Annotated in this window: 20 protein-coding genes; 6 read left to right on the top strand and 14 right to left on the bottom strand. The window is 61.9% G+C overall.

Going from position 1 to position 20,801, the window contains the following annotated elements:
• The 4 genes from ACT6QG_RS02440 to ACT6QG_RS02425 form a co-directional block, all read right to left on the bottom strand.
• Positions 1-294 (bottom strand): chorismate mutase, encoded by a 294-nt coding sequence (locus ACT6QG_RS02440; RefSeq protein ID WP_444976006.1) that lies wholly within the window; start codon positions 292-294, stop codon positions 1-3.
• Positions 291-1,775, bottom strand: a complete 1,485-nt coding sequence (gatA, locus tag ACT6QG_RS02435) for an Asp-tRNA(Asn)/Glu-tRNA(Gln) amidotransferase subunit GatA (RefSeq protein ID WP_444976005.1) — start codon at positions 1,773-1,775, stop codon at positions 291-293. The genes ACT6QG_RS02440 and gatA overlap by 4 nt, the downstream gene beginning before the upstream one ends.
• Positions 1,772-2,059: an Asp-tRNA(Asn)/Glu-tRNA(Gln) amidotransferase subunit GatC gene (gene gatC / locus ACT6QG_RS02430; protein WP_444976004.1), complete on the bottom strand. Its 288-nt coding sequence runs from the start codon at positions 2,057-2,059 to the stop codon at positions 1,772-1,774. The genes gatA and gatC overlap by 4 nt, the downstream gene beginning before the upstream one ends.
• 101 nt (positions 2,060-2,160) lie before the next feature.
• Positions 2,161-2,679 (bottom strand): MarR family winged helix-turn-helix transcriptional regulator, encoded by a 519-nt coding sequence (locus ACT6QG_RS02425; protein ID WP_444976003.1) that lies wholly within the window; start codon positions 2,677-2,679, stop codon positions 2,161-2,163.
• 79 nt (positions 2,680-2,758) lie between these two features.
• Here ACT6QG_RS02425 and ACT6QG_RS02420 point away from each other — a divergent pair, with 79 nt between their 5' ends.
• Positions 2,759-3,598, top strand: coding sequence for an EamA family transporter (locus ACT6QG_RS02420; protein ID WP_444976002.1), 840 nt, complete (start codon positions 2,759-2,761; stop codon positions 3,596-3,598).
• Positions 3,599-3,650: 52 nt separating this feature from the next.
• On the opposite strand, the gene recQ is transcribed toward ACT6QG_RS02420, so the two are convergent.
• Together recQ and ACT6QG_RS02410 are read right to left on the bottom strand one after the other, a co-directional pair.
• Positions 3,651-5,504, bottom strand: a complete 1,854-nt coding sequence (gene recQ / locus ACT6QG_RS02415) for a DNA helicase RecQ (RefSeq protein ID WP_444976001.1) — start codon at positions 5,502-5,504, stop codon at positions 3,651-3,653.
• Positions 5,505-5,594: 90 nt separating this feature from the next.
• Positions 5,595-6,311, bottom strand: a complete 717-nt coding sequence (locus ACT6QG_RS02410) for a metal-dependent hydrolase (protein WP_444976000.1) — start codon at positions 6,309-6,311, stop codon at positions 5,595-5,597.
• A 359-nt stretch (positions 6,312-6,670) separates the two neighbouring features.
• On the opposite strand from ACT6QG_RS02410, the gene alaS reads away from it, so the two are divergent.
• Together alaS and ACT6QG_RS02400 are read left to right on the top strand one after the other, a co-directional pair.
• The gene (gene alaS / locus ACT6QG_RS02405) at positions 6,671-9,331 is read left to right on the top strand and encodes an alanine--tRNA ligase (RefSeq protein ID WP_444975999.1); all 2,661 of its coding nucleotides are present in this window, start codon (positions 6,671-6,673) and stop codon (positions 9,329-9,331) included.
• Between the two features lie 225 nt (positions 9,332-9,556).
• Positions 9,557-10,804, top strand: a complete 1,248-nt coding sequence (locus ACT6QG_RS02400) for a cyclic nucleotide-gated ion channel (RefSeq protein ID WP_444975998.1) — start codon at positions 9,557-9,559, stop codon at positions 10,802-10,804.
• A 91-nt stretch (positions 10,805-10,895) separates the two neighbouring features.
• On the opposite strand, the gene ACT6QG_RS02395 is transcribed toward ACT6QG_RS02400, so the two are convergent.
• On the bottom strand, positions 10,896-12,110 hold the full coding sequence (locus tag ACT6QG_RS02395; RefSeq protein ID WP_444975997.1) for an NADP-dependent isocitrate dehydrogenase: 1,215 nt from the start codon (positions 12,108-12,110) through the stop codon (positions 10,896-10,898).
• 225 nt (positions 12,111-12,335) lie between these two features.
• Here ACT6QG_RS02395 and ACT6QG_RS02390 point away from each other — a divergent pair, with 225 nt between their 5' ends.
• Positions 12,336-13,211, top strand: a complete 876-nt coding sequence (locus ACT6QG_RS02390) for an RNA methyltransferase (protein WP_444975996.1) — start codon at positions 12,336-12,338, stop codon at positions 13,209-13,211.
• Positions 13,212-13,437: 226 nt separating this feature from the next.
• On the opposite strand, the gene ACT6QG_RS02385 is transcribed toward ACT6QG_RS02390, so the two are convergent.
• Positions 13,438-14,910 (bottom strand): DEAD/DEAH box helicase, encoded by a 1,473-nt coding sequence (locus tag ACT6QG_RS02385; protein WP_444975995.1) that lies wholly within the window; start codon positions 14,908-14,910, stop codon positions 13,438-13,440.
• Positions 14,911-15,187: 277 nt separating this feature from the next.
• On the opposite strand from ACT6QG_RS02385, the gene ACT6QG_RS02380 reads away from it, so the two are divergent.
• Positions 15,188-16,336, top strand: a complete 1,149-nt coding sequence (locus tag ACT6QG_RS02380; RefSeq protein ID WP_444975994.1) for an MFS transporter — start codon at positions 15,188-15,190, stop codon at positions 16,334-16,336.
• A gap of 18 nt (positions 16,337-16,354) precedes the next feature.
• Here ACT6QG_RS02380 and dusA read toward each other — a convergent pair whose 3' ends face one another.
• Positions 16,355-17,359 carry a tRNA dihydrouridine(20/20a) synthase DusA gene (gene dusA / locus ACT6QG_RS02375; RefSeq protein ID WP_444976048.1) on the bottom strand — a complete coding sequence of 335 codons (1,005 nt, stop codon included), beginning with the start codon at positions 17,357-17,359 and terminating at the stop codon, positions 16,355-16,357.
• A 151-nt stretch (positions 17,360-17,510) separates the two neighbouring features.
• Between dusA and ACT6QG_RS02370 the strand changes: the two genes are divergently transcribed.
• Positions 17,511-18,620 carry a site-specific integrase gene (locus ACT6QG_RS02370; protein WP_444976047.1) on the top strand — a complete coding sequence of 370 codons (1,110 nt, stop codon included), beginning with the start codon at positions 17,511-17,513 and terminating at the stop codon, positions 18,618-18,620.
• Here the strand turns inward: ACT6QG_RS02370 and ACT6QG_RS02365 are convergent, their stop codons facing one another.
• The 5 genes from ACT6QG_RS02365 to ACT6QG_RS02345 are packed head-to-tail and all read right to left on the bottom strand — an operon-like array spanning position 18,621 to position 20,739.
• Positions 18,621-18,884 (bottom strand): pyocin activator PrtN family protein, encoded by a 264-nt coding sequence (locus ACT6QG_RS02365; RefSeq protein ID WP_444975993.1) that lies wholly within the window; start codon positions 18,882-18,884, stop codon positions 18,621-18,623. It abuts the gene before it with no gap.
• Positions 18,881-19,090, bottom strand: coding sequence for a hypothetical protein (locus tag ACT6QG_RS02360; protein ID WP_444975992.1), 210 nt, complete (start codon positions 19,088-19,090; stop codon positions 18,881-18,883). The genes ACT6QG_RS02365 and ACT6QG_RS02360 overlap by 4 nt, the downstream gene beginning before the upstream one ends.
• Positions 19,083-19,451 (bottom strand): ASCH domain-containing protein, encoded by a 369-nt coding sequence (locus ACT6QG_RS02355; RefSeq protein ID WP_444975991.1) that lies wholly within the window; start codon positions 19,449-19,451, stop codon positions 19,083-19,085. The genes ACT6QG_RS02360 and ACT6QG_RS02355 overlap by 8 nt, the downstream gene beginning before the upstream one ends.
• Positions 19,448-19,864, bottom strand: coding sequence for a hypothetical protein (locus ACT6QG_RS02350; RefSeq protein WP_444975990.1), 417 nt, complete (start codon positions 19,862-19,864; stop codon positions 19,448-19,450). The genes ACT6QG_RS02355 and ACT6QG_RS02350 overlap by 4 nt, the downstream gene beginning before the upstream one ends.
• Complete coding sequence (locus tag ACT6QG_RS02345; protein WP_444975989.1) at positions 19,855-20,739, bottom strand: DUF5131 family protein; 885 nt, start codon at positions 20,737-20,739, stop codon at positions 19,855-19,857. Before ACT6QG_RS02345 ends, ACT6QG_RS02350 begins: the two co-directional genes overlap by 10 nt.
• Between the last annotated feature and the right edge of the window lie 62 nt (positions 20,740-20,801).

Raw genomic sequence — 20,801 nt, 5'->3', positions numbered from 1 at the left:
TCACAGATGCTTTTCCTCATAGGCAATGGTGGCGGAAATCAGCTGTCGCCACAAGCTGGAGGCGAGGCCCTCCGGCAAGCCATGCCTGTGGGCCAGCGCTTCCACATTGGCCACCACTTCCTCCACCCTGTCCGGAAGCAAGGCGGGAATCCCCGCCTCGCGCTTGATGCCCACAACCCGTTCCGCAACGGCAAAACGCTCCACGAGAAGGGCGATGAGGCGTTGGTCAATATCGTCGATGTCCCGGCGCGCCTGCTGGAGCGCCGGGGGAACGGGCTGGGGCGCTTCACTCATCGCCGCCACCACATATTCTCGACAGGGAAGCGCCCGGCAGCCTCTTCCACCACTTCGGCGAGGGAGAACAGGCTTTCCTCCTCGAACGGACGGCCGATGAGCTGGAGACCCAGCGGCAGGCCATCCGCCGAAAGACCGGCCGGCACCGAGATGCCGGGCAGACCGGCCATGTTCACGGTGACGGTGAAGATGTCGTTCAGATACATCTCGACCGGGTCGGCCTTCACCTTCTCGCCAATGCCAAAGGCAGGCGAGGGGGTGGCGGGGGTGAGCACGGCATCCACGCCCTGGGCGAAGGCGTTGTCAAAGTCACGCTTGATGAGCGTGCGCACCTTCTGCGCCTTCAGATAATAGGCATCATAATAGCCGGCGGAGAGCACATAGGTGCCGATCATGATGCGGCGGCGCACTTCCGGGCCAAAGCCGGCAGCGCGGGTATTTTCATACATCTGCGCAATATCGGCGCCGGGCACGCGCACGCCATAGCGCACACCATCATAGCGGGCGAGATTGGAGGAGGCCTCCGCAGGTGCCACGATATAATAGGCCGGCAGGGCATATTTGGTGTGCGGAAGGGAGATGTCGACAACCTCCGCACCAGCCTCTTCCAGCCATTTCGCGCCTTCACGCCAGAGGGCGTCGATCTCGTCCGACATGCCATCCATGCGATATTCGCGCGGAATGCCGATCTTCTTGCCCTTGATGGAAGCACCGACCGCCTGCTGATAATCCGGCACGGGGCGGTTCACGCTGGTGGAGTCTTTCGGGTCATACCCGGCCATGGAGCGCAGCAGGAGAGCGGCATCATTCACCGTGCGGGCGAAGGGGCCGGCCTGATCGAGGGAGGAGGCATAGGCCACCACGCCCCAGCGCGAGCAGCGCCCATAGGTGGGCTTGATGCCGACAATGCCCGTGAAGGCCGCCGGCTGGCGAATGGAGCCGCCCGTATCCGTGCCGGTTGCACCCGCGCACAGGAACCCGGCCACGGCCGCCGCCGAGCCGCCGGATGAGCCGCCGGGCACCAGCGCCGTATCGTCCCCTTCACGCTTCCAGGGGGAGATGGTGGGGCCGAAAGCCGAGGTCTCGTTCGACGAGCCCATGGCGAACTCGTCATTGTTCAGCTTGCCCAGCATCACCGCACCATCGCGCCACAGATTGGCGGTGACGGTGGATTCGTACTGCGGCACGAAGTTTTCGAGAATTTTCGAGCAGGCCGTGGTCCGCACGCCATCGGTGCAGAACATATCCTTCACGCCAAGCGGAATGCCTTCCAGTGCGCCGGCCTCGCCAGCCGCACGGCGTTCATCGCTGGCCTTTGCCATGGCCAGCGCCTTTTCGGGCGTTTCCAGCACATAGGCATTCAGCGCGCGGGCCTCTTCCATGGCCTTGAGATAGGCTTCGGTCAGCTCGACAGAGGTGAAGTCACCCTTGGCGAGGCCCTCGCGTGCTTCGGTGAGATTAAGCTGGGTGAGCTGGGTCATTCCACTACCTTCGGCACGGTGAAGAAGCCGCCTTCGGCATCGGGGGCGTTGGCGAGCACCTTTTCGGGGTAATGGCCATCATTGACCACATCCTCGCGCATCGGCAGCTCTGTGGGCACAACGCTGGTGAGGGGGGCGACGCCCGAAACGTCGAGATCGCCCAGTTGCTCCACGAAATGGAGAATGGAATTCAGCTCGCTCTGAAGGTGGCCGAGCTCCTCTTCACGCACCGCGATGCGCGCGAGATGGGCCACCCGGCGGACAGTCGCCTGATCGACGGACATGATGCGCTCCCAAATGATTATGGCCGCTATAGCAAGGGGGAGCGGGTGGTGGAAGGGTTCTGCGCTTTTTCCTGCATATCTGCCTGTTTCTGTCACAGGGTTTATGAGCCGGACGGGGGTGTTTCTCCTGCCATTCGGGTCTCCAGCAGGTTGAGCCAGAGTCGCAGATGGGCATCCAGTTCCGCGCGCACATGCGGGGAGAGGCCGGCGACCAGGGCGTGCTGGTTGGCCACATGTTCTGAAACCACCTGATCGATCAGTGCAAACCCCCTGGGAGTCAGGGCGACCATGAAGCTGCGGCCATCCTGCGGATTGCGCTGGCGCGCGATGAGGCCGGCACTTTCCAGCCGGTCCAGCCGGTTGGTCATGGTGCCCGATGTCACCAGTGTCGAGGCGGTGAGGGCGGTGGGACTCAGCACATAGGGCGCGCCGGAACGGCGCAGGGTGGCCAGAACATCGAAACTGGGGGCGTTGAGGCCGTGGGCTGCATAAACGCGCTCAAGCCCTTCGGCGAGCTGGTCATGCAGGCGCTTGAGCCGCCCGATCAGCCCCATGGGGCCGACATCCAGATCCGGGCGCTCCCTGTTCCACTGGGCGAGAATGCGATCGATATGGTCCATGCCGGAGTGGTGCACTTCATTTATCTTGACGTCAAGGAAAACCCGAATTATCTCGACATCAAGATAAATGGAGCGACCCATGTCCCGAACCGTTGATGCCATGCTTGCCGCCGCCGCGCCGGCGATATGGGGGAGCACCTATATCGTGACCACACAGATGCTGCCCTCAGGCTATCCGCTGACGGCAGCCATGCTGCGCGCCCTGCCAGCCGGCCTGTTCCTGATCGTGCTGACGCGGCAGCTTCCTCCGGCAAGCTGGCTGGGGCGGCTGTTCATACTCGGGGCCTTGAATTTCACGATCTTCTGGAGCGCGCTGTTCGTTGCGGCCTATCGCCTGCCGGGAGGTGTCGCGGCCACGCTGGGGGCCATACAGCCGCTCATTGTTCTCGTTCTGGCGAAAATGGTGCTGGATACGCCCTTGACCCTGCGACACTTGGTGGCCGCGATCGCGGGCATAGGCGGGGTCGCCCTTCTGGTGCTGGGGCCGGATGCCCGGCTGGATCTGGTGGGGGTGGCGGCAGCGCTTGTGGGCGCGGTTTCCATGGCCTGTGGTGTGGTGCTGACCCGCAAATGGCAACCGCCGGTTTCGGCGCTGACATTCACGGCATGGCAGCTCACGACAGGCGGCCTGCTGCTTCTGCCTGCGGCGCTTTTCTATGAATTGCCCTTGCCGCCACTCAGCATCACCAATGTGGCTGGCTTTGTCTGGCTGGGGCTGATCGGCGCGGCGCTGACCACTTATTTCTGGTTCCGGGGCATTGAACGGCTTGGGCCTGCGGCGGTGACCAGCTTTGGTTTTCTCAGCCCCCTGACCGCCGTTCTGCTGGGCTGGGTGATTCTGGGCGAGGCGCTGACTCTGCCCCAGATCTGTGGAGCGCTGATCGTGCTGGTGTGTGTCTGGCTGGGAAGTCGCCGCTAGGTGTACGAATATATATGCATACAGGTATACGCATATAGGTGTGCGGGGGTGCCTATCCCGCGCGCGCCACATCCAGAAACTGTGGCCCATACCGTTCCAGCTTGGCCTCACCCACACCGGAAATATCACCGAAGGCAGCCAGCGAGCGCGGGCGGACGCGGGCAATCTCCATCAGCGTCGTATCATGGAAGATCACATAGGGCGGCACGCCCTGCTCGCGGGCAATTTCCAGACGCAGGGCTTTCAGGCGACGGAAGAGGGCGTCATCTTCAGGGTTGGAAAGGCTCGGCCGTTCAGCGCGCCCCCCGCCTGTCACACGTGCCGGACGCACCCGCTTTTCCGCCTTCAGCTCCACCTTCTCCGCTCCTCGCAGAACAGGCCGGGCGCGTTCGGTCAGGGAAAGGCCGCCATGGCCTTCCACATCCACGCTGAGGAATCCGGCCGCCACAAGCTGGCGGACAATGGCCCGCCAGTCATCGCGGGTGAAGTCCTTGCCAATGCCGAAGGTGGAGAGGTTCTCGTGGCCGAACTTGCGCACCTTGTCATTGTCCAGCCCGAGCAGGACATCAATCACATGGCCTGCACCAAACATCTGCCCGGTGCGGTAAATGCAGGAGAGCAGCTTCTGTGCCGCCTGTGTGCCATCAAAGGTGCGGGGCGGATTGAGGCAGGTATCGCAATTGCCGCAGGGCTCGGCCAGATCCTCCTCGAAATAGGAAAGAAGCACCTGCCGGCGACAGCGCGCCGTTTCGCACAGGCCCAGCAGGGCATCCAGTTTCTGCCGTTCCACGCGCTTGCGCGCATCCGGCGCATCCGAATTCTCGACAAACTGGATGAGCTTGGCCACATCCTCCGTGCCATAGAGCAGCAGTGCTTCGGAAGGCAGGCCATCGCGGCCCGCGCGGCCGGTTTCCTGATAATAGGCCTCGATGCTTTTGGGCAGGTCGAGATGGGCGACGAAACGCACATCCGGCTTGTCGATGCCCATGCCGAAGGCAATGGTCGCCACCATCACGATGCCCTCTTCCTTCAGAAAGCGATCCTGATGGCGCGCGCGCGTCTCCGCATCGAGTCCTGCATGGTAGGGCAGGGCGGTGCGTCCTTCCGTGGACAGCATCTCGGCCGTGCTCTCCACCTTTGCCCGGCTCATGCAATAGATGATCCCGGCATCCCCCTCATGCTCATCCAGAAAGGCGCGCAGCTGCGCGCGGGCATTCATCTTGGGGGCGATGCGGTAGCGGATATTGGGCCGGTCGAAGGAGGAGAGAAAGACCTCGCCCTCTTCCAGCGCCAGCCGCTCGACAATCTCGCGCCGGGTGGGGCCATCCGCTGTCGCGGTCAGCGCGATGCGCGGCACACCGGGGAAGCGCTCATGCAGCAGGGTGAGCTGGCGATATTCCGGGCGGAAATCATGCCCCCACTGGGATACGCAATGCGCCTCATCAATGGCGAACAGGGCGATATGCGCCCCTTCCAGCAGATGGAGGAAAGAATCAGTCAGCAATCTTTCCGGGGCGACATAGAGCAGGTCGAGCGCGCCTTGCGCCAGATCTCGCTCCACCTGTCGCGCTTCTGCCGGAGAGAGGGAGGAATTGAGCATCGCTGCCTTCACGCCAAGCTGGCGCAGGGCCTGAACCTGATCGTGCATCAGGGCGATCAGCGGGGAAATGACGATGCCCGTTCCGGGCCTGACAAGGGCAGGCACCTGATAGCACAGGGACTTGCCGCCACCTGTCGGCATCAGCACCAGCGCGTCGCCGCCAGCCACCATATGCTCGACAATGTCCTTCTGCCGTCCGCGAAAGGCATCATAGCCAAACACGTGGCGCAGAACCTGTTCCGGGCTGGCGCCCGCTTCAAGGCCGGGAAGGGGCTGGGGAATCGCAGAGGCTGGAGCGGTGGACATGAGGTGCCTTATAGCTCTCATGTCCACCGCTGCAATGCGCGCCGGGCGCAATCCGCCTCCGTATTCGCGGGGAGACGGAAGCGTTCCCGGTCAAACCTCGAACGAATCGCCAGAGGCCGGCACCACCACCTTCACCGGATGACCTTCAAGCTCGGCCACGAACTCGGAGGCATCGGCGGCAAGCAGGGGGAAGGTGCCATAATGGCAGGGCACCACCACTTCCACGCCCGGCAGAAAGCGCTTCACAGCCAGGGCCGCCACCTTGGCGCCCATGGTGAAGCGGTCTCCAATCGGCACGAAAACCACCTTTGGCTGGTGGATTTCGGCCAGCAGGGCCATGTCTGAGAAAATGTCCGTATCGCCCATGTGCCACACGGTGGGCTCACCCGGGGCCTTGATGATGAGCCCGGTGGGGTTGCCCAGATACTCGGCCGGCGTGCCCGGCCCGCCGGAGGAATGGTCCGCCCGCACCATGGTGACGGTGAAGCCGCCCATATCCACCGTGCCGCCGGTATTCATCATCACGGCGCTATCGCCCGCGCCCTGGCCGCCCAGCCATGCGCAGACCTCGGGATTCGTCACGACCGGAATATCCACACCGCTTTCCCTGGCGCGGGCCACAATGGCCGGCGTGTCGCCCACATGGTCGGAATGGCCATGGGTGAGCAGAATGTGGGTGGCGCCGCGGGTGGCGGCCTCAACCCCTGCGGTGAAGCTGGGATTGCCGGTATAGAAGGGGTCTATGAGGATGCCCTTGTCTGCAAAATCAAGGCGGAATGCGGCGTGGCCGAACCAGGTGATCTTCATGCGATGCGCCTTTCGGTAGGCCCCATATGGGGCTGAGCCAGAAGATGTGCCGGGCCGGAACAGGGCCCGCTGCACATTCGGCGCGGAGTATCCGGGAAGAGAGGGCCGGGTGCAATGATGAGCTTGAGCGCCGCTCCTGCACGCCAACGCTGCACTTTTCTGGACAAGACACCGCGCCATCGCTAAACGAACCCGGTTACGGTCCATATCTCATGGCGGCAGTGTCATATGTCTTCCATGGTGGCGTGGCACCGAGCGGGCGGCACACGGCTGCGCGTTTTCGCGCCCGGATGCCAGTTGTGAAATTCGCCGGCGCGCCTTACGCGCGGCCGGCCCTAAAGCGTAATGGTGGCCGGCATATGAGCGGCGTGAACGAGATCCGGTCGACTTTTATCGATTACTTCGTGAAGAACGGGCATGAGGCCGTACCCTCCGCGCCGCTTGTGCCGCATAACGACCCCACCCTCATGTTCACCAATGCGGGCATGGTGCCGTTCAAGAATGTCTTCACGGGCATGGAGAAGCGGCCCTACCAGCGCGCTGTCTCCTCCCAGAAGTGCGTGCGCGCCGGGGGCAAGCACAACGACCTCGACAATGTGGGCTACACCGCCCGCCACCACACCTTCTTCGAAATGCTGGGGAACTTCTCCTTCGGCGATTATTTCAAGGACCGCGCCATCGAGCTGGCATGGAACCTTGTGACGAAGGATTTCGACCTGCCGAAGGACCGGCTGCTCGTCACCGTCTATAGCGAGGATGACGAGGCATTCGGCCTGTGGAAGAAGATTGCCGGCCTGCCGGAAGAAAAGATCATCCGCATCGCCACCACGGACAATTTCTGGTCCATGGGTGATGTCGGCCCGTGCGGCCCGTGCTCCGAAATCTTCTTTGATCATGGCGATCACATTTTCGGCGGTCCTCCCGGCTCGGCCGATGAGGATGGCGACCGGTTCATCGAGATCTGGAATCTCGTGTTCATGCAGTATGAGCAGCTGCCCGGTGGCGAGCGCGTGGCCCTGCCGCGCCCCTCCATCGATACCGGCATGGGGCTGGAGCGTATCTCCGCCCTGCTGCAGGGCACGCATGACAATTATGAAACCGACATGATGCGGGCGATCATCGCCGAAGTCGCGGAGCTGACCGGGGTGAGCCCGGATGGCGCGCACAAGGCCAGCCACCGCGTGATTGCGGACCATCTGCGTTCCTCCGTATTCCTCACCGCCGATGGGGTTCTGCCCTCCAATGAGGGGCGCGGATATGTGCTGCGCCGCATCATGCGCCGGGCCATGCGCCATGCCCAGATTCTGGGGGCGAAGGATCCGCTGATGCACCGTCTGGTGCCGGTTCTGGTGCGCGAGATGGGCCGGGCCTATCCCGAGCTGCTGCGCGCACAGGCGCTGGCCGAGGAAACCCTGCTGCTGGAGGAAACCCGCTTCCGCCGCACGCTGGACCGCGGCCTTTCCATTCTTGAGGAGGAAAGCGCCGGCCTCACCTCCGGGGCGCGGTTCTCCGGCGAGGTGGCGTTCAAGCTCTATGATACCTATGGCTTCCCGCTGGATCTGACGCAGGATGCCCTGCGCGCCCGCAATATCAGCGTGGACATGCCGGCATTCGATGCCGCCATGGCGCGCCAGAAGGCGGAGGCCCGCGCCAACTGGTCCGGTTCCGGTGATGCCGCAACAGACACCATCTGGTTCGGCATCCGCGACAAGGTGGGGGCGACCGAATTCCTCGGCTATGATGCCGAGAAGGCGGAGGGCGTGGTGGTTTCCCTGCTGCGCGATGGCGCCGAGGTGGACAGCCTGAAAGCCGGTGAAAAAGGTCTCGTGGTTCTGAACCAGACCCCCTTCTACGCTGAATCCGGCGGCCAGGTGGGCGATACCGGCACCTTCACGGGTGAGGGCGGCGTGGTGGCGCGTGTCACCAATACCCAGAAGAAGCTGGGCGACCTGTTCATCCATGAGGTGGAGGTGCAGGAGGGCGCGCTGAAGCCCGGTGGGGCTCTGGTGCTGGAAGTGGAGCACGAGCGCCGCAAGGCCGTACGCGCCAACCATTCCGCGACCCATCTGCTGCATGAGGCCCTGCGCCGCGTGCTGGGTGACCATGTGGCCCAGAAGGGCTCTCTGGTGGCTCCGGATCGCCTGCGCTTCGACTTCTCCCACCCCAAGCCGTTGACTGCCGAGGAATTGGCCGCGGTGGAGGATCTGGCGAACCGCTTCGTGCTGCGCAATGAGCCGGTGGAAACCCGCGTCATGGCCGTGGATGATGCCATTGAATCCGGTGCCCGCGCCCTGTTCGGCGAGAAATACGGGGATGAGGTGCGTGTCGTCTCCATGGGCTTCGATGATGGCAATGGCGCGCCCTATTCGGTGGAACTGTGCGGCGGCACCCATGTGCGGCGCACTGGCGATATCGGTCTTGTGTCTGTCATCAGTGAGAGCGCGGTTGCATCCGGTGTGCGCCGCCTGGAAGCGTTGACGGCGGATGCTGCCCGCCACCATCTCAATGGCGGTACAGCCGCGCTTCAGGGCGCCGCGGCCATTCTCAAGGCCCCCGTGGCCGAGGTGGAAGAGCGCCTTGCCGCGCTGGTGGACGAGCGCCGCAAGCTGGAACGCGAGCTTTCCGAAGCCCGCAAGAAGCTGGCCATGGCCGGCGGCGGTGGTGCGGATGCACAGGGGCCGGCCGTGGTTGAGGTGAATGGCGTGAAATATCTCGCCATCGCCATCTCCGGTGCTGATCCGAAGGACCTGAAGGCCATCGCCGATGAGGGCAAGACCAAGATCGGCTCTGGCGTCGTGGCCGTGGCCAATGCCTCGGCAGATGGCAAGGGTGCCATCGTGGTGGGCGTGACGGCTGACCTGACAGAGCGTTTCAGCGCTGTGAACCTTGTGCGCGTGGGCTCCGAGGCTCTTGGTGGCAAGGGCGGTGGTGGGCGCCCCGATATGGCGCAGGCTGGCGGACCGGATGGAAGCAAGGCGCAGGCCGCGCTCGATGTCATCAAGGCAACGCTGGAGAGCTGACTTGCCGTGCGGCCTGAAAGCCGCAAGATACAGGAAACAGGCCGTGCCTGACTGATCCCGCCAGGGTGAAAGCAGGCACGGCTTTTTTGTAAAACCATGAGTATCCGGCGGCTTGTTAACCGGCTTTTCTCAAATATCGCTTCAGGCTCCCGCCTCCCGCATGCGATCTTGCCGGAATGTTCTGCGCCATGAAAACTGGTGTGTGTGGGGGAAGCGGGCAGGCCCATGATCTATAATCAAATCCGTCGGCGCATGTTCGACATACTGGAGCACGACACCACGGGTGATCGGGTTGCGGATTGGGTCTATTACTTTCTGGTCAGCACCATTGTGGTGAGCGTTGTGGCGGCTGTGCTGGCCACGGTGCCCTCATGGGCCTGGCAGGACAGTATCCTGCTGAACTCGCTCGAACATTTTTCCATTCTAGTGTTCTCGGTGGAATATGTCGCGCGCGTGTGGTGCGCGCCAGAGCATCCGCTGCGCCGGCATATGCCTGCCTGGAGGGCCCGGCTGCATTATGTGATGACCCCGGCAGCGATTATCGACCTTGTCGCCATCATGCCCATCATCCTTGCCGATTTCATGGATGTCAGCCTGCAAACCCTGCTGGTGCTGCGGCTTCTGCGCTTTTTCAAGCTGGCGCGCTATTCTTCGGGGTTCAATGCCCTCTACACCGCCATCCGGCATGAGCGGTATGCGCTGCTGGCCTGCTTTCTCATTCTTGGCGCCAGCGTGTTGCTGACAGCGACAGCGGCCTATCTGGCGGAACGCACGGCCCAGCCAGACAATATGGGCTCCATTCCTCTGGCCATGTGGTGGTCCATCACCACGCTGACCACGGTGGGCTATGGCGATATTGTGCCCCATACGGAAGCCGGACGTCTGATCGCGGCGGCAACCATGGTGATCGGCGTGCTCATGGTGGCGCTGCCCATCGCCATCATCTCATCTTCCTTCTCGACGCTGATTTCCAAGCACGATTTCGTCGTCACCTATTCGATGCTCTCGCGCCTGCCTTTGTTCAATGATCTGGATTCATCGACCCTGACGGACCTCTTGCCGGTGCTCGATTCCAGAAGCTTTGACAGGGGGCGCGCCGTTGTGGTGCCGGGGGAAACCTCGCACCGTATCTTTGTGGTGCTGGAAGGCTTGCTGGATGCGGAAACGGTTCATGGCCCGGTCTGTCTGGGGCCGGGGGATGTGTTTGGCACGGTTCCCAGCCTGGAGGCCGCCATACCGCCGCCGGATGCCGTGCGCGCCATGACCAAGGTGCGTCTGCTGGCCATTGATGCCGATGCCGCAAAGGTTTTCACCCTGCGCCACCCGGAAATGAGGGAGCGCTTTACGGAGGCGGCCATGCGGCAGGCGGGCGCCAGCGGCATGGCCGGGCTGGGAGGCTCCCGCGCCAAGCCGGCAGCCAGCCCGAAGGCAGCCAAGCCCGAACAGCCGCCCTCCGATCAGAAAACATCCTGATGCCTGACGAAAAAAGCCGCCGATGATGCCATCGGCGGCTTTTCTGATTCTCGGTGCCAATGGCCCGGCTATGGGCCGGGCCAAACTCGCATCAGGCAGCCATGGCCTTCTCAAGGTTCTCGGAAACCTTGTCGAGGAAGCCGGTGGTGGAGAGCCACTTCTGGTCCGCACCCACGAGCAGGGCAAGATCCTTGGTCATGAAACCGGACTCGACCGTATCCACGCAGACCTTTTCGAGGGTGGCGGCGAACTTGGCCAGTTCCTCGTTGTTGTCCAGCTTGGCGCGGTGGGAGAGGCCGCGGGTCCAGGCGAAGATCGAGGCGATGGAGTTGGTGGAGGTCTCCTTGCCCTTCTGGTGCTCGCGATAGTGGCGGGTCACGGTGCCATGGGCGGCTTCCGCCTCCACCGTCTTGCCATCGGGCGTCATCAGAACGGAGGTCATCAGGCCGAGCGAGCCGAAGCCCTGGGCCACGATGTCGGACTGCACGTCACCGTCATAGTTCTTGCAGGCCCACACATAGCCGCCGGACCACTTGAGCGCGGAAGCGACCATGTCGTCGATCAGGCGGTGCTCATAGGTGAGGCCACGCTTGTCGAACTCGGCCTTGAACTCGTTCTCGTACACTTCCTGGAAGATGTCCTTGAAGCGCCCGTCATAGGCCTTCAGGATGGTGTTCTTCGTGGAAAGATAGACCGGGTAGTTGCGGATGAGGCCATAGTTCAGCGAGGCGCGGGCGAAATCGCGGATCGACTCGTCGAGATTGTACATGGCCATGGCAACGCCGGAGCCGGGGAAGTTGTAGACATCCTTCTCGATCTTGGTGCCATCCTCACCCACGAAGGAGATGGTGAGCTTGCCCTTGCCCGGCACCTTGAAATCGGTGGCGCGGTACTGGTCACCGAAGGCATGACGGCCCACGACGATCGGCTGGGTCCAGCCCGGTACGAGGCGCGGCACGTTCTTGCAGATGATCGGCTCACGGAAGATCACGCCGCCGAGGATGTTGCGGATGGTGCCGTTCGGCGACTTCCACATTTCCTTCAGCTTGAACTCCTCGACGCGGGCCTCATCGGGGGTGATGGTGGCGCACTTCACGCCCACGCCATACTTCTTGATGGCCTCGGCCGCCTCAATGGTCACCTTGTCATCGGTGGCGTCACGGTTCTCGACCGACAGATCATAGTATTTCAGGTCGATGTCGAGATAGGGGTGGATCAGCTTGTCCTTGATGTACTGCCAGATGATCCGGGTCATCTCGTCGCCATCAAGTTCGACGACGGGGTTAGCCACCTTGATCTTCGCCATTTGGACGGACCTCTCGGATACCTGCTGAACGCAGAGGAAGACAATGGGGAATCACGGCCCGGCCGCACCATATGGCCGCCGCCCGTTTTTCCTGAGCGAGGCCGCTATAGCATTGCCTTGGTGCATTTCCCAAGTCCAAAGCGCGCCCTTCAACCTTTCGCCTATACACAAGGCTCGACGCGGGGCCGCCAGCATGCGAGAGAAGCGGCAAAACAGGACGATGAGATGCCAGGTTCCGGAACCGACAGTACCAAACCGTGGATCGCCGGCGGGCCGGTTGTGATCCTCGTTGAGCCGCAACTGGGTGAGAATATCGGGTCCGCCGCACGGGCCATGGGCAATTTCGGGCTGGCGCGTCTGCGGCTGGTGAACCCGCGTGATGGCTGGCCGAATGAAAAGGCGCGCATCTTCAGCGCGGGTGCGGACCGTGTGCTGGAAGGCGTGGAGGTTTTTCCCGACCTGCGCTCGGCCATGAGCGATGTGAATTTTGCCTTTGCGGCCACGGCGCGCGAGCGGGGCATGACCAAACCCGTGCTGGGGGCTGATCAGGCCGCGGCCGAGACTCACCGTCGCATGGGGGCGGGGGAGGAGGTGGCGCTGGTATTCGGGCGGGAGCGCACAGGGCTCTATACGGAAGAGGTGTCCTTGTGCGACGCCATTCTCACATTGCCTGTGAACCCGGCTTTCGCCTCGCTCAATCTGGCCATGTGCGTGGCCGTGAGCGGCTATGAGTGGTTCAAGGCCAGCACTGATGGTGCACTGCCTTTCGCCTCGCAGGACAAGTCTCCTCTGGCGGACAAGCAGGATCTGTTCGCGTTTTTCGATCATCTGGAAGGGGCGCTTGAAACGTCGGGCTTTTTCCGCTCGGCAGAAAAGCAGCCCTCAACCACGCGCAATATCCGTAATATCTTCCATCGGCTTGGTCTGACCAAGCAGGATCTGGCGACCCTTCATGGGGTGGTGACAGCGCTGGAGGAAGGGCGCGAGGGGCGGGAGGCGCGCAAGATCGCCAATAATGCCGCGGCTGAAATGCGCCAGAAGATGAAAGCTGCCGCGCGCACGCCCGGTGCATCACCGGCAGGCCCTGTAGCGGAAGACTGACCCGCCGGATAGCGGATGGGGATATTTTCCGCGCGGACGGGCTTGGGCTTTGTGGCTCGGGGTGCGCGGGTAAAATCTAGGTATAGATCTATATTTGTATACAAAACGTCGCCCAGGGGCCTCTTCACCCACCGGAACCCCTTTCCCGTAGGGGCATTCGGTGGTTTTCCGGAGAGCCGGGAGAGTCGAAATGAAAAACCCGGCGTTTAAGCGCCGGGTTTTTTTATCAGCTGGCCTTGATGCGCACGGGGCGCAACAGGAAGGCGGGGAGGTGGGACATATCCGCCGGCTCATTGGCCGGGTTGCGGTCCCTGCGGGAGGGCGCACGCGCCTCACCACTCTCTTCCCGAGGCTGGCGACGCGGGCGTTCAGGCCGCTCGGCCTTGGGGGCCCGTTCGGCCGGTTCCGCGCGTGCAGGACGCTCACTGCGCTCTGCCCGCGGCTCGCTCTTGCGGCTTTCGCGCGCTTCACGCGGCTCCTTCTCCACCTTGCGCTTGCCGCGCAGACGGGTGCTGTCACGCCCTTCGCGCTTCTGGCTGGGAGGAGGGGCATCGCCCAGAGGATCGCCCTGCCAGGTGAGAGCATTGCCGATCAGCTTTTCGATGGCCGCAAGGGACTTGGCATCCGCATGGGTGACAATCGAATAGGCCGTGCCCTCACGTCCGGCGCGCCCGGTTCGACCAATGCGGTGGACATAGTCTTCCGCATGGTGGGGCACATCATAGTTGAAGACGTGGCTCACCTCGGGAATATCCAGCCCGCGTGCCGCCACATCCGATGCGACGAGCAGGGTGGCATCGCCGGCGCGGAACTCATCCAGGGCCTTGATGCGGGCGTGCTGGTCCATATCACCATGCAGGGCCACGGCATTGAAACCGTGCTTCTGCAGGGAGCGCAGCAGAACGGCCACATCCCGCTTCCGGTTGCAGAAGATGATCCCGTTCTGCAACCCCTCGCACTGGCGGATGAGATTGCGCAGCACATCGCGCTTCTCGTAATCCTCCGAACGGGAGGCCACCAGAAGCTGGGTGACTGTTGCCGCCGTGGAAGAGGCGCGCGCCACTTCAACCTTTGCGGGATTGGAGAGGAACTGCTCCGTCAGGCGCTGGATCTCCGGCGGCATGGTGGCCGAGAAGAACAGGGTCTGGCGGGTAAAGGGTACGAGCTTGCAGATGCGCTCGATATCGGGAATGAAGCCCATGTCCAGCATGCGGTCCGCCTCGTCGATGACGAGCACCTCGATGCCGGAGAGCAGCAGGCGGCCGCGCTCCACATGGTCCAGCAGACGGCCGGGGGTGGCGATGAGCACATCCACGCCGCGCAGCAGCTTCGTATCCTGATCGCCAAACGAAACGCCACCGATCAGTAGCGCCACGTTCAGCTTGTGGTTCTTGCCATAGCGGGTGAAATTCTCTTCCACCTGGGCTGCAAGTTCACGGGTTGGCTCAAGGATCAGGGTGCGGGGCATGCGGGCCCGCGCGCGGCCCTGTTCCAGCAGAGTCAACATGGGGAGAGTGAAAGCCGCCGTCTTGCCCGTACCCGTCTGGGCAATGCCGAGCACATCCCGACGTTGCAGCACATGCGGAATAGCCTGGGCCTGGATGGGTGTTGGCTGGGTATAGCCAGCATCGGCGACTGCCTTGGCGACCTTGTCGCTCAGGCCAAGTTCAGAAAAAGGGCCGAGTTCGGAAAATGACATTGCATCTTTTGGATGCGGCTGTGCGCCGTTGATCGAACGTCCCGTGCCGTACGGGCGCAAACGAGTGGTCGTCGGTCGGCGCACTTGGATTCGACATATCTCGGACGACGTCGGCAAAATAGGTGAAATGTATCTCATGTCAATACTGATGCTGTGTTTCCCGGGAAAAAACCGTGGTCATCGCGGTTCCGGGCGTTTTTTGCTTTCCCTGCGGCAGCTTGACCGCCGGGGTTGCGAGGCTCAGGAGTAGGGGGTCTGCTCTTTCCTGCGGGTTGCGATGCCTTTTCTTCTTGTCTTTGGTCTTGCGGCCTTCGCCAGTTCCTTTTCCATGCGCACCGTGGACCCGATGCTGAATATTCTGGCGGCGGATCTGAGGGTGAGCGTGCAGGATGTGGCGTTGCTGGCCACGGCGTTCACCCTTCCCTATGCCGCCATGCAGCTGGTGTTTGGCCCGGTTGGCGATGCCGTGGGCAAGGTCAGGCTCATCCGCATCAATCTGGTGATGCTGGCGGTGGGCCTTGTGGCCTCCGCTATGGCGAGCGGCCATACCAGCCTGCTGGTGGCGCGGATGATTTCCGGGGCATTTGCCGGCGGAATCATTCCTGTCGTGCTGGCCGCCGTGGGTGACAGGGTGCCCTTTGCGGATCGCCCCCTCGCGCTCAGCCGCATTCTGCTGGCTCTTGTGAGCGGGCAGCTCGTGGGCTCGACTGTCGCCGGCTTCATCGCGGAATGGGTGGGATGGCGTGAGGTGTTCTGGACTTCCGCGGCCATTGCCGGTGTTGCCGCTCTGGCCGCCATTTTCGGCCTTCAGGAAAGCCGGAGCGGGGAGAGCGTCTCCGTGCGGGCGGCTGTGGAGCGCTATGTTCTGGTGATGCGCAATCCCTTGTCCATCAAGGTCTATGCTGTCGTCGCGATTGAGGGCGGGTTGATTTTCGGGGCGTTTCCGATGGTTGCGCCCCTCATGGTCTCCCATGGGATTGGCAATGCTGTGGAGGCCGGTGTGGTGCTTGCCGTGTTTGCCGTGGGGGGCGCGCTCTATTCCTTTGCCGTGCAGTTTCTGGTGCGCACGCTGGGGCTCAGCCGCATGGCGGGGCTTGGCGCGGTGCTGGTCGGGCTTTTTCTGGGTTGCGCCGCCGTGGCGACCAGCCTGTGGGGGGCGGTATTGCTGTTCGGTATTGCGGGCTTCACATTCTACATGGTCCACAACACCTTGCAGATTCTCGCCACAGAGCTTGCACCGCAGGCGAGAGGCTCAGCTCTCGCCCTTTTCGCCACCGCCTTTTTTGTGGGGCAGGCGATTGGCGCCATCGTTCTGGCTTCGCTGGAGCCATGGATCGGTGCGGAATGGGTGTTCATTCTGGCGGGAATTGGCATGGTCCTTCTGGCATGGCCAGTCTCGCGCCTGCCGCCAAAGGCTCCGCTCTGATCCGCTTGATGGAGGCGCTCAGGCGTTTTCCGGCTCGCGGATACGCTGGCGCACCTCATTCACCGCGTCGCGCAACACATCAAGGCCGGCACCGGGTTTGATGGCCTGGGTAGCCAGATGGCGACGATAAAGCCGCGAGCCGCGCTGGCCGCCAAACAGGCCGAGCATGTGCCGGGTGATTTCAGAAAGCCGCCCTCCGGCTTCCAGATGGGCTGCGATATAGGGCTCGAAAGCCTCAAGCGCCTCGAATGTGCTGGCATGGGGCGCGGGCGTGCCGTGGAGGCGCGGGTCCACCTCATGCAGCAGTTCGGGCTCATGATAGGCCATGCGGCCCAGCATCATGCCATCCAGCGGGGGGCCTTCGGGGTTGTTCATGGCCTCCAGTCCGTCTGCAATGCTTTTCAGGCCGCCATTCACCGCAACCGGAATGTGCGGCAGGCGCGCCTTCAGGCGACGGACCCGGTCATAATCCAGTGGAGGTATGTCCCGGTTCTCGCGCGGGGAAAGCCCCTTGAGCCAGGCTTTGCGCGCATGGACGATGAGAGCATCCGTTCCCGCGGCGATCACCGCATCCGCCAATATGTCCAGCGCCTCTTCCGGGTCCTGATCATCCACGCCGATGCGGCATTTCACCGTTACCGGAATGGCGACAACGGCTTTCATGGCGGCCACGCAATCGGCCACCAGCACGGGTTCGCGCATCAGGCAGGCACCGAAATTGCCGCCCTGTACCCTGTCGGAAGGGCAGCCGACATTCAGGTTGATTTCATCATAGCCGAAATCGGCACAAATCCGCGCGGCCTGCGCCAGAAGGGCAGGGTCGCTCCCGCCAAGCTGCACGGCCACGGGATGTTCAGGCGGATTGAAGCCGATGAGGCGCTGCCTGTCTCCATGAATGACGGCAAGGGCTGTCACCATTTCGGTATAGAGCCGGGCGTGGCGCGAGAAGGTACGGTGGAATGCGCGACAGTGCCTGTCCGTCCAGTCCATCATCGGGGCGACGGAAAATTTAAAATCCTTTATAATCAAAGTGATATGCCCTATTTGCCCATATATTGAGGGCTAAATTGTCGTCTCATTAGGTACCATTTTGCGCCATTTTCGCCCATTTTACTGCGGCCAGTACGGCGGCGCAGTGCCGTACGTGATGCTGCAGTACCGGGCGAAATCGACGATGGGAACGATTATAACACGCAAGCGCAAGGATGGCTCAGTGAGCTATCAGGCGCAGATCCTAATCAAGCGTAACGGTGAAATTGTTCACCGTGAGGCGCAAACGTTCGAACGCAAACAGGCAGCCGCTGCCTGGCTTGAAAAAAGAGAACGCAGGCTCGCCGAACCGGGCGCACTGGAGCGTGTTCATGCTCATGATCCAACGCTGGGAGAGGTTATAAGGCACTACATTGAGGACAGTAAGCGCCCGTTTGGCGATACCAAGCGACAGGTTCTGGCAGCAATCCAAAAATTTTCGATAGCGTCATTGCGCTGCTCCCAAATCAACAGCGTCGCAATAGTTGAATTTGCCAAAGAGAAGCTCGTGAGTGGTGTACAGCCACAAACGGTTGGCAACTATCTTTCTCATCTATCCGCGATTTTCGAAATTGCCGAACCTGCGTGGGGTTATCCATTACGAAAGGCGGAATTTGAGTCGGCCCGTGTGGTCGCGAAGCGGATGGGCATAATTGGCAAGTCCAAACACCGGGAGCGCCGGCCGTCTCTGGATGAGCTAGATAAGATTCTCACTCTTTTCAGGTTGAATCGTCGGTGGCGCCGTACTGCGCGCCCCATGCAGCACATCATCGCCTTTGCGATTTTCTCGACCCGGCGGCAGGATGAGATCACGCGGCTTCTATGGTCTGATCTAGACGAAGCGGGCGGAAGGGTACTCGTGAGGGATATGAAGCATCCCGATGACAAGGATGGGAATCATATCTGGTGCGATCTCCCCGATCCAGCCTTGGAAATCATCCAGTTGCTACCGCGTAAGGCGCAGGAAATTTTCCCTTATAAGTCAGCGACTATCAGCGCGGCCTTTACTCGTGCATGCAAAATCCTGGGGATTGACGATCTCCATTTCCACGATCTGCGCCATGAGGGCATTAGCCGTCTGTTCGAGATGGGGCTCACTATACCCCATGTCGCAGCGGTTTCGGGGCATCGCACTTGGTCGAGCCTTCAGCGATATACCCATCTTCGTAAGACAGGGGACAAGTATGCTGGCTGGCCCTGGCTTGAAATTTTAAAGGTCCAGGCGGGTGGCGGGTCATTGGAATCCTTATCTTGATCAGGCCGAACGTAATTGCTCACATTCCTTGCGCGCAGCCTCAACGCGTTTGTCCAGATATTGGGCAAGGTCATGCAGGTGCACGCCTTTCGCGCACTTCTGACTGGCCTCCATGCGGACCAGCGGAATGGCTATGTCGCCCAATGAGACCTTCCGAATGAATTTATCCGGGGTTAGATGGCTGAAGTAGTCCCGGCAAACCCATTCCACCGGGATGATGGCGCGGCCTTGGTACTGGGCCATCAACAGGAACGCTGTGTTCATTCTCGTCCCTCCGGTTTCAGGCGGAACAGCCGGGCCTTGAGGTTGCGACAGTCAGCGATTGCCCTGTCATATTTTGTGGGGTCGTTCCCCTCTGCTTTCTGCCTGCCCCGGCTGGTCCGCAGCATATCCTCCCAATGCCAGACGCCAACTTGGAGGAGTTCAAGTTCCTCTTTTGTGAGGCGGATTGTGTAGGGGCGCTCAGTCATGTGGTGCCTCCACTTCGAATAAGCCGAGCTGGCCTTTCATCGGCTGAAATGGCAGGGGCTCGACGTTATCCAGCACCAGCCCATAGGGGCCGAAAAACCATTTGGAGGGATGGTGGGTGACGCACGCTGACAGCCTGGCCATGCCGACAATCCCACCTCGTGGCAGTTCATCGGCTGGGGGCACGGTGAGCCCGAGCGAGGCCGCAAAAGCCCGACAGTCCTCATATTCGGCGCGGGTCATACCCTTTGCCGCGTGGATCAGCAGCGGGCCAGTGTAGGGCGTCCACCACCTGCGGTTTTCGACAGGCTTTCCGTGCAGGATGCACCATGCCCATGGCTGGCGGATGGAGAGGGCTTTCATGATGAGGCCCTCCGCACACTGCTGGCGCGTTGAAATGCACGGAACGTGAGGTCATCATCGCAATCTGATGCGGAGAGGTATGCTGAATAGCGTGCCTTCCCGGTGCTGGTGGCGACAACGCTCATCTCTATGCCGCCGAAAGCAACGACATAGGCCTTGTGCGGGTCTTTGATCTCCTTCAGGTGCTCCGCCAGCGCTTGGCGTCCGGCCTCGGTCACGTAGAAAAAGGCCATGCAGTCTATAGCTTTCCCGCCTTTCCAGAAGGGAGAAGCGCGCATCTCTTCTGCTACCCGGCCATCTGTGTCCGTCGCATAATGATTGCGATAGGTCTCGCTGAGCGGGTTGAGGGGGCGGCCAAGGGCGTGGTCGATACGGTCCATCGCCTTGTCCTTCAGGTAGCGGTTCACCTGCATGGCTCACCTCCCGGAAATCCGCTGTACTCCCAGCCATCTAACTCCCTACCGGCGCCGGCCTTCCCCCACCGACGAATGCCGGCATGAGGTTCGCAACTGGTGCGCTCAATGCTCCATGGGCGATGATCTGATTCGTGCGGAGTGCCCCAAGGCGCTATTGCGTGGGTCGCGCCCTCTGCTTCCGCGCGAGCCTTCAAGTCCTCAATGGCTTCGTCGGGCTGGCGCTCGACTTTCCATTGAGCCGGACCCCATTCACCCCATTGCTTGAAAAAGAATGGCACGCCAGCTTCCGTGCATTCATCGCGCAGCTTGCGTACCCAATCCGGATGCATTGGCCGGGCGTTCGGCCCGCTTTCGCCGCCGACAATGACCCAGTCCAGCCCGGGCAATGCATGGCCAGGAGCACCCCAGCCCTTGAGCAGGCTGACATAGAAACGATGCTGTGGCTGGGCCTCAACACCTGTCGTCAGCTTGATGGGGTCGCGATCTATGAGGGTCACGGGCCCCAAAAGCGGTTCGGCAGAGATGAACCTCAGCTCGGCAGGCGTCCGCAGAAGTTTTGGAATCCGCGCATCCGCGCTTTCCTGATCAGAAATGGAGGTGCCCAGCCAGACATTCGGAAGTGGCTCAAGTACCTTCAGGGTCAGGTATCGAGGAGCAAGAAGATCCTGCACGCGGCTCGCCCAGCCCTGTGTCAGATACGCATAGGCTCTCTCCGGCCGCTTGGTCAGCACCTGAAATATGTGCTGCGGGGCAGCGGCCATGGTCGCGAAAACCTGATCTATCCATTCATCCCGCACCCCGGGGTGGAATAGATCGCCATGAGCGCAGACAAAGATACGGCGCGGACGCCGCCAGCGCAGCGGCTGGTCCAACCAGTCTGCATTCAGTCGCACCTCTCCGGTCCATTTGGGGCGGCTGGCGCTGACACGGGTGA

Source organism: Haloleucobacter ellipsoideus, from assembly GCF_052491725.1.
Note: the sequence above shows the minus strand (reverse complement) of the source record. Positions and strands in the feature narration are given on the sequence as shown.

Bases quoted from the DNA above. Each gene is read 5' to 3' on its own strand.
- ACT6QG_RS02365 (WP_444975993.1), bottom strand. From the start codon at position 18,884: ATGAACACAGCGTTCCTGTTGATGGCCCAGTACCAAGGCCGCGCCATC.
- recQ (WP_444976001.1), bottom strand. From the start codon at position 5,504: ATGTCCACCGCTCCAGCCTCTGCGATTCCCCAGCCCCTTCCCGGCCTT.
- ACT6QG_RS02370 (WP_444976047.1), top strand. From the start codon at position 17,511: ATGGGAACGATTATAACACGCAAGCGCAAGGATGGCTCAGTGAGCTAT.
- gatC (WP_444976004.1), bottom strand. From the start codon at position 2,059: ATGTCCGTCGATCAGGCGACTGTCCGCCGGGTGGCCCATCTCGCGCGC.
- ACT6QG_RS02350 (WP_444975990.1), bottom strand. From the start codon at position 19,864: ATGCAGGTGAACCGCTACCTGAAGGACAAGGCGATGGACCGTATCGAC.
- ACT6QG_RS02395 (WP_444975997.1), bottom strand. From the start codon at position 12,110: ATGGCGAAGATCAAGGTGGCTAACCCCGTCGTCGAACTTGATGGCGAC.
- ACT6QG_RS02425 (WP_444976003.1), bottom strand. From the start codon at position 2,679: ATGGACCATATCGATCGCATTCTCGCCCAGTGGAACAGGGAGCGCCCG.
- ACT6QG_RS02410 (WP_444976000.1), bottom strand. From the start codon at position 6,311: ATGAAGATCACCTGGTTCGGCCACGCCGCATTCCGCCTTGATTTTGCA.
- ACT6QG_RS02355 (WP_444975991.1), bottom strand. From the start codon at position 19,451: ATGAAAGCCCTCTCCATCCGCCAGCCATGGGCATGGTGCATCCTGCAC.
- ACT6QG_RS02400 (WP_444975998.1), top strand. From the start codon at position 9,557: ATGATCTATAATCAAATCCGTCGGCGCATGTTCGACATACTGGAGCAC.
- ACT6QG_RS02390 (WP_444975996.1), top strand. From the start codon at position 12,336: ATGCCAGGTTCCGGAACCGACAGTACCAAACCGTGGATCGCCGGCGGG.
- gatA (WP_444976005.1), bottom strand. From the start codon at position 1,775: ATGACCCAGCTCACCCAGCTTAATCTCACCGAAGCACGCGAGGGCCTC.
- ACT6QG_RS02380 (WP_444975994.1), top strand. From the start codon at position 15,188: ATGCCTTTTCTTCTTGTCTTTGGTCTTGCGGCCTTCGCCAGTTCCTTT.
- ACT6QG_RS02360 (WP_444975992.1), bottom strand. From the start codon at position 19,090: ATGACTGAGCGCCCCTACACAATCCGCCTCACAAAAGAGGAACTTGAA.
- ACT6QG_RS02420 (WP_444976002.1), top strand. From the start codon at position 2,759: ATGTCCCGAACCGTTGATGCCATGCTTGCCGCCGCCGCGCCGGCGATA.
- ACT6QG_RS02385 (WP_444975995.1), bottom strand. From the start codon at position 14,910: ATGTCATTTTCCGAACTCGGCCCTTTTTCTGAACTTGGCCTGAGCGAC.
- alaS (WP_444975999.1), top strand. From the start codon at position 6,671: ATGAGCGGCGTGAACGAGATCCGGTCGACTTTTATCGATTACTTCGTG.
- ACT6QG_RS02440 (WP_444976006.1), bottom strand. From the start codon at position 294: ATGAGTGAAGCGCCCCAGCCCGTTCCCCCGGCGCTCCAGCAGGCGCGC.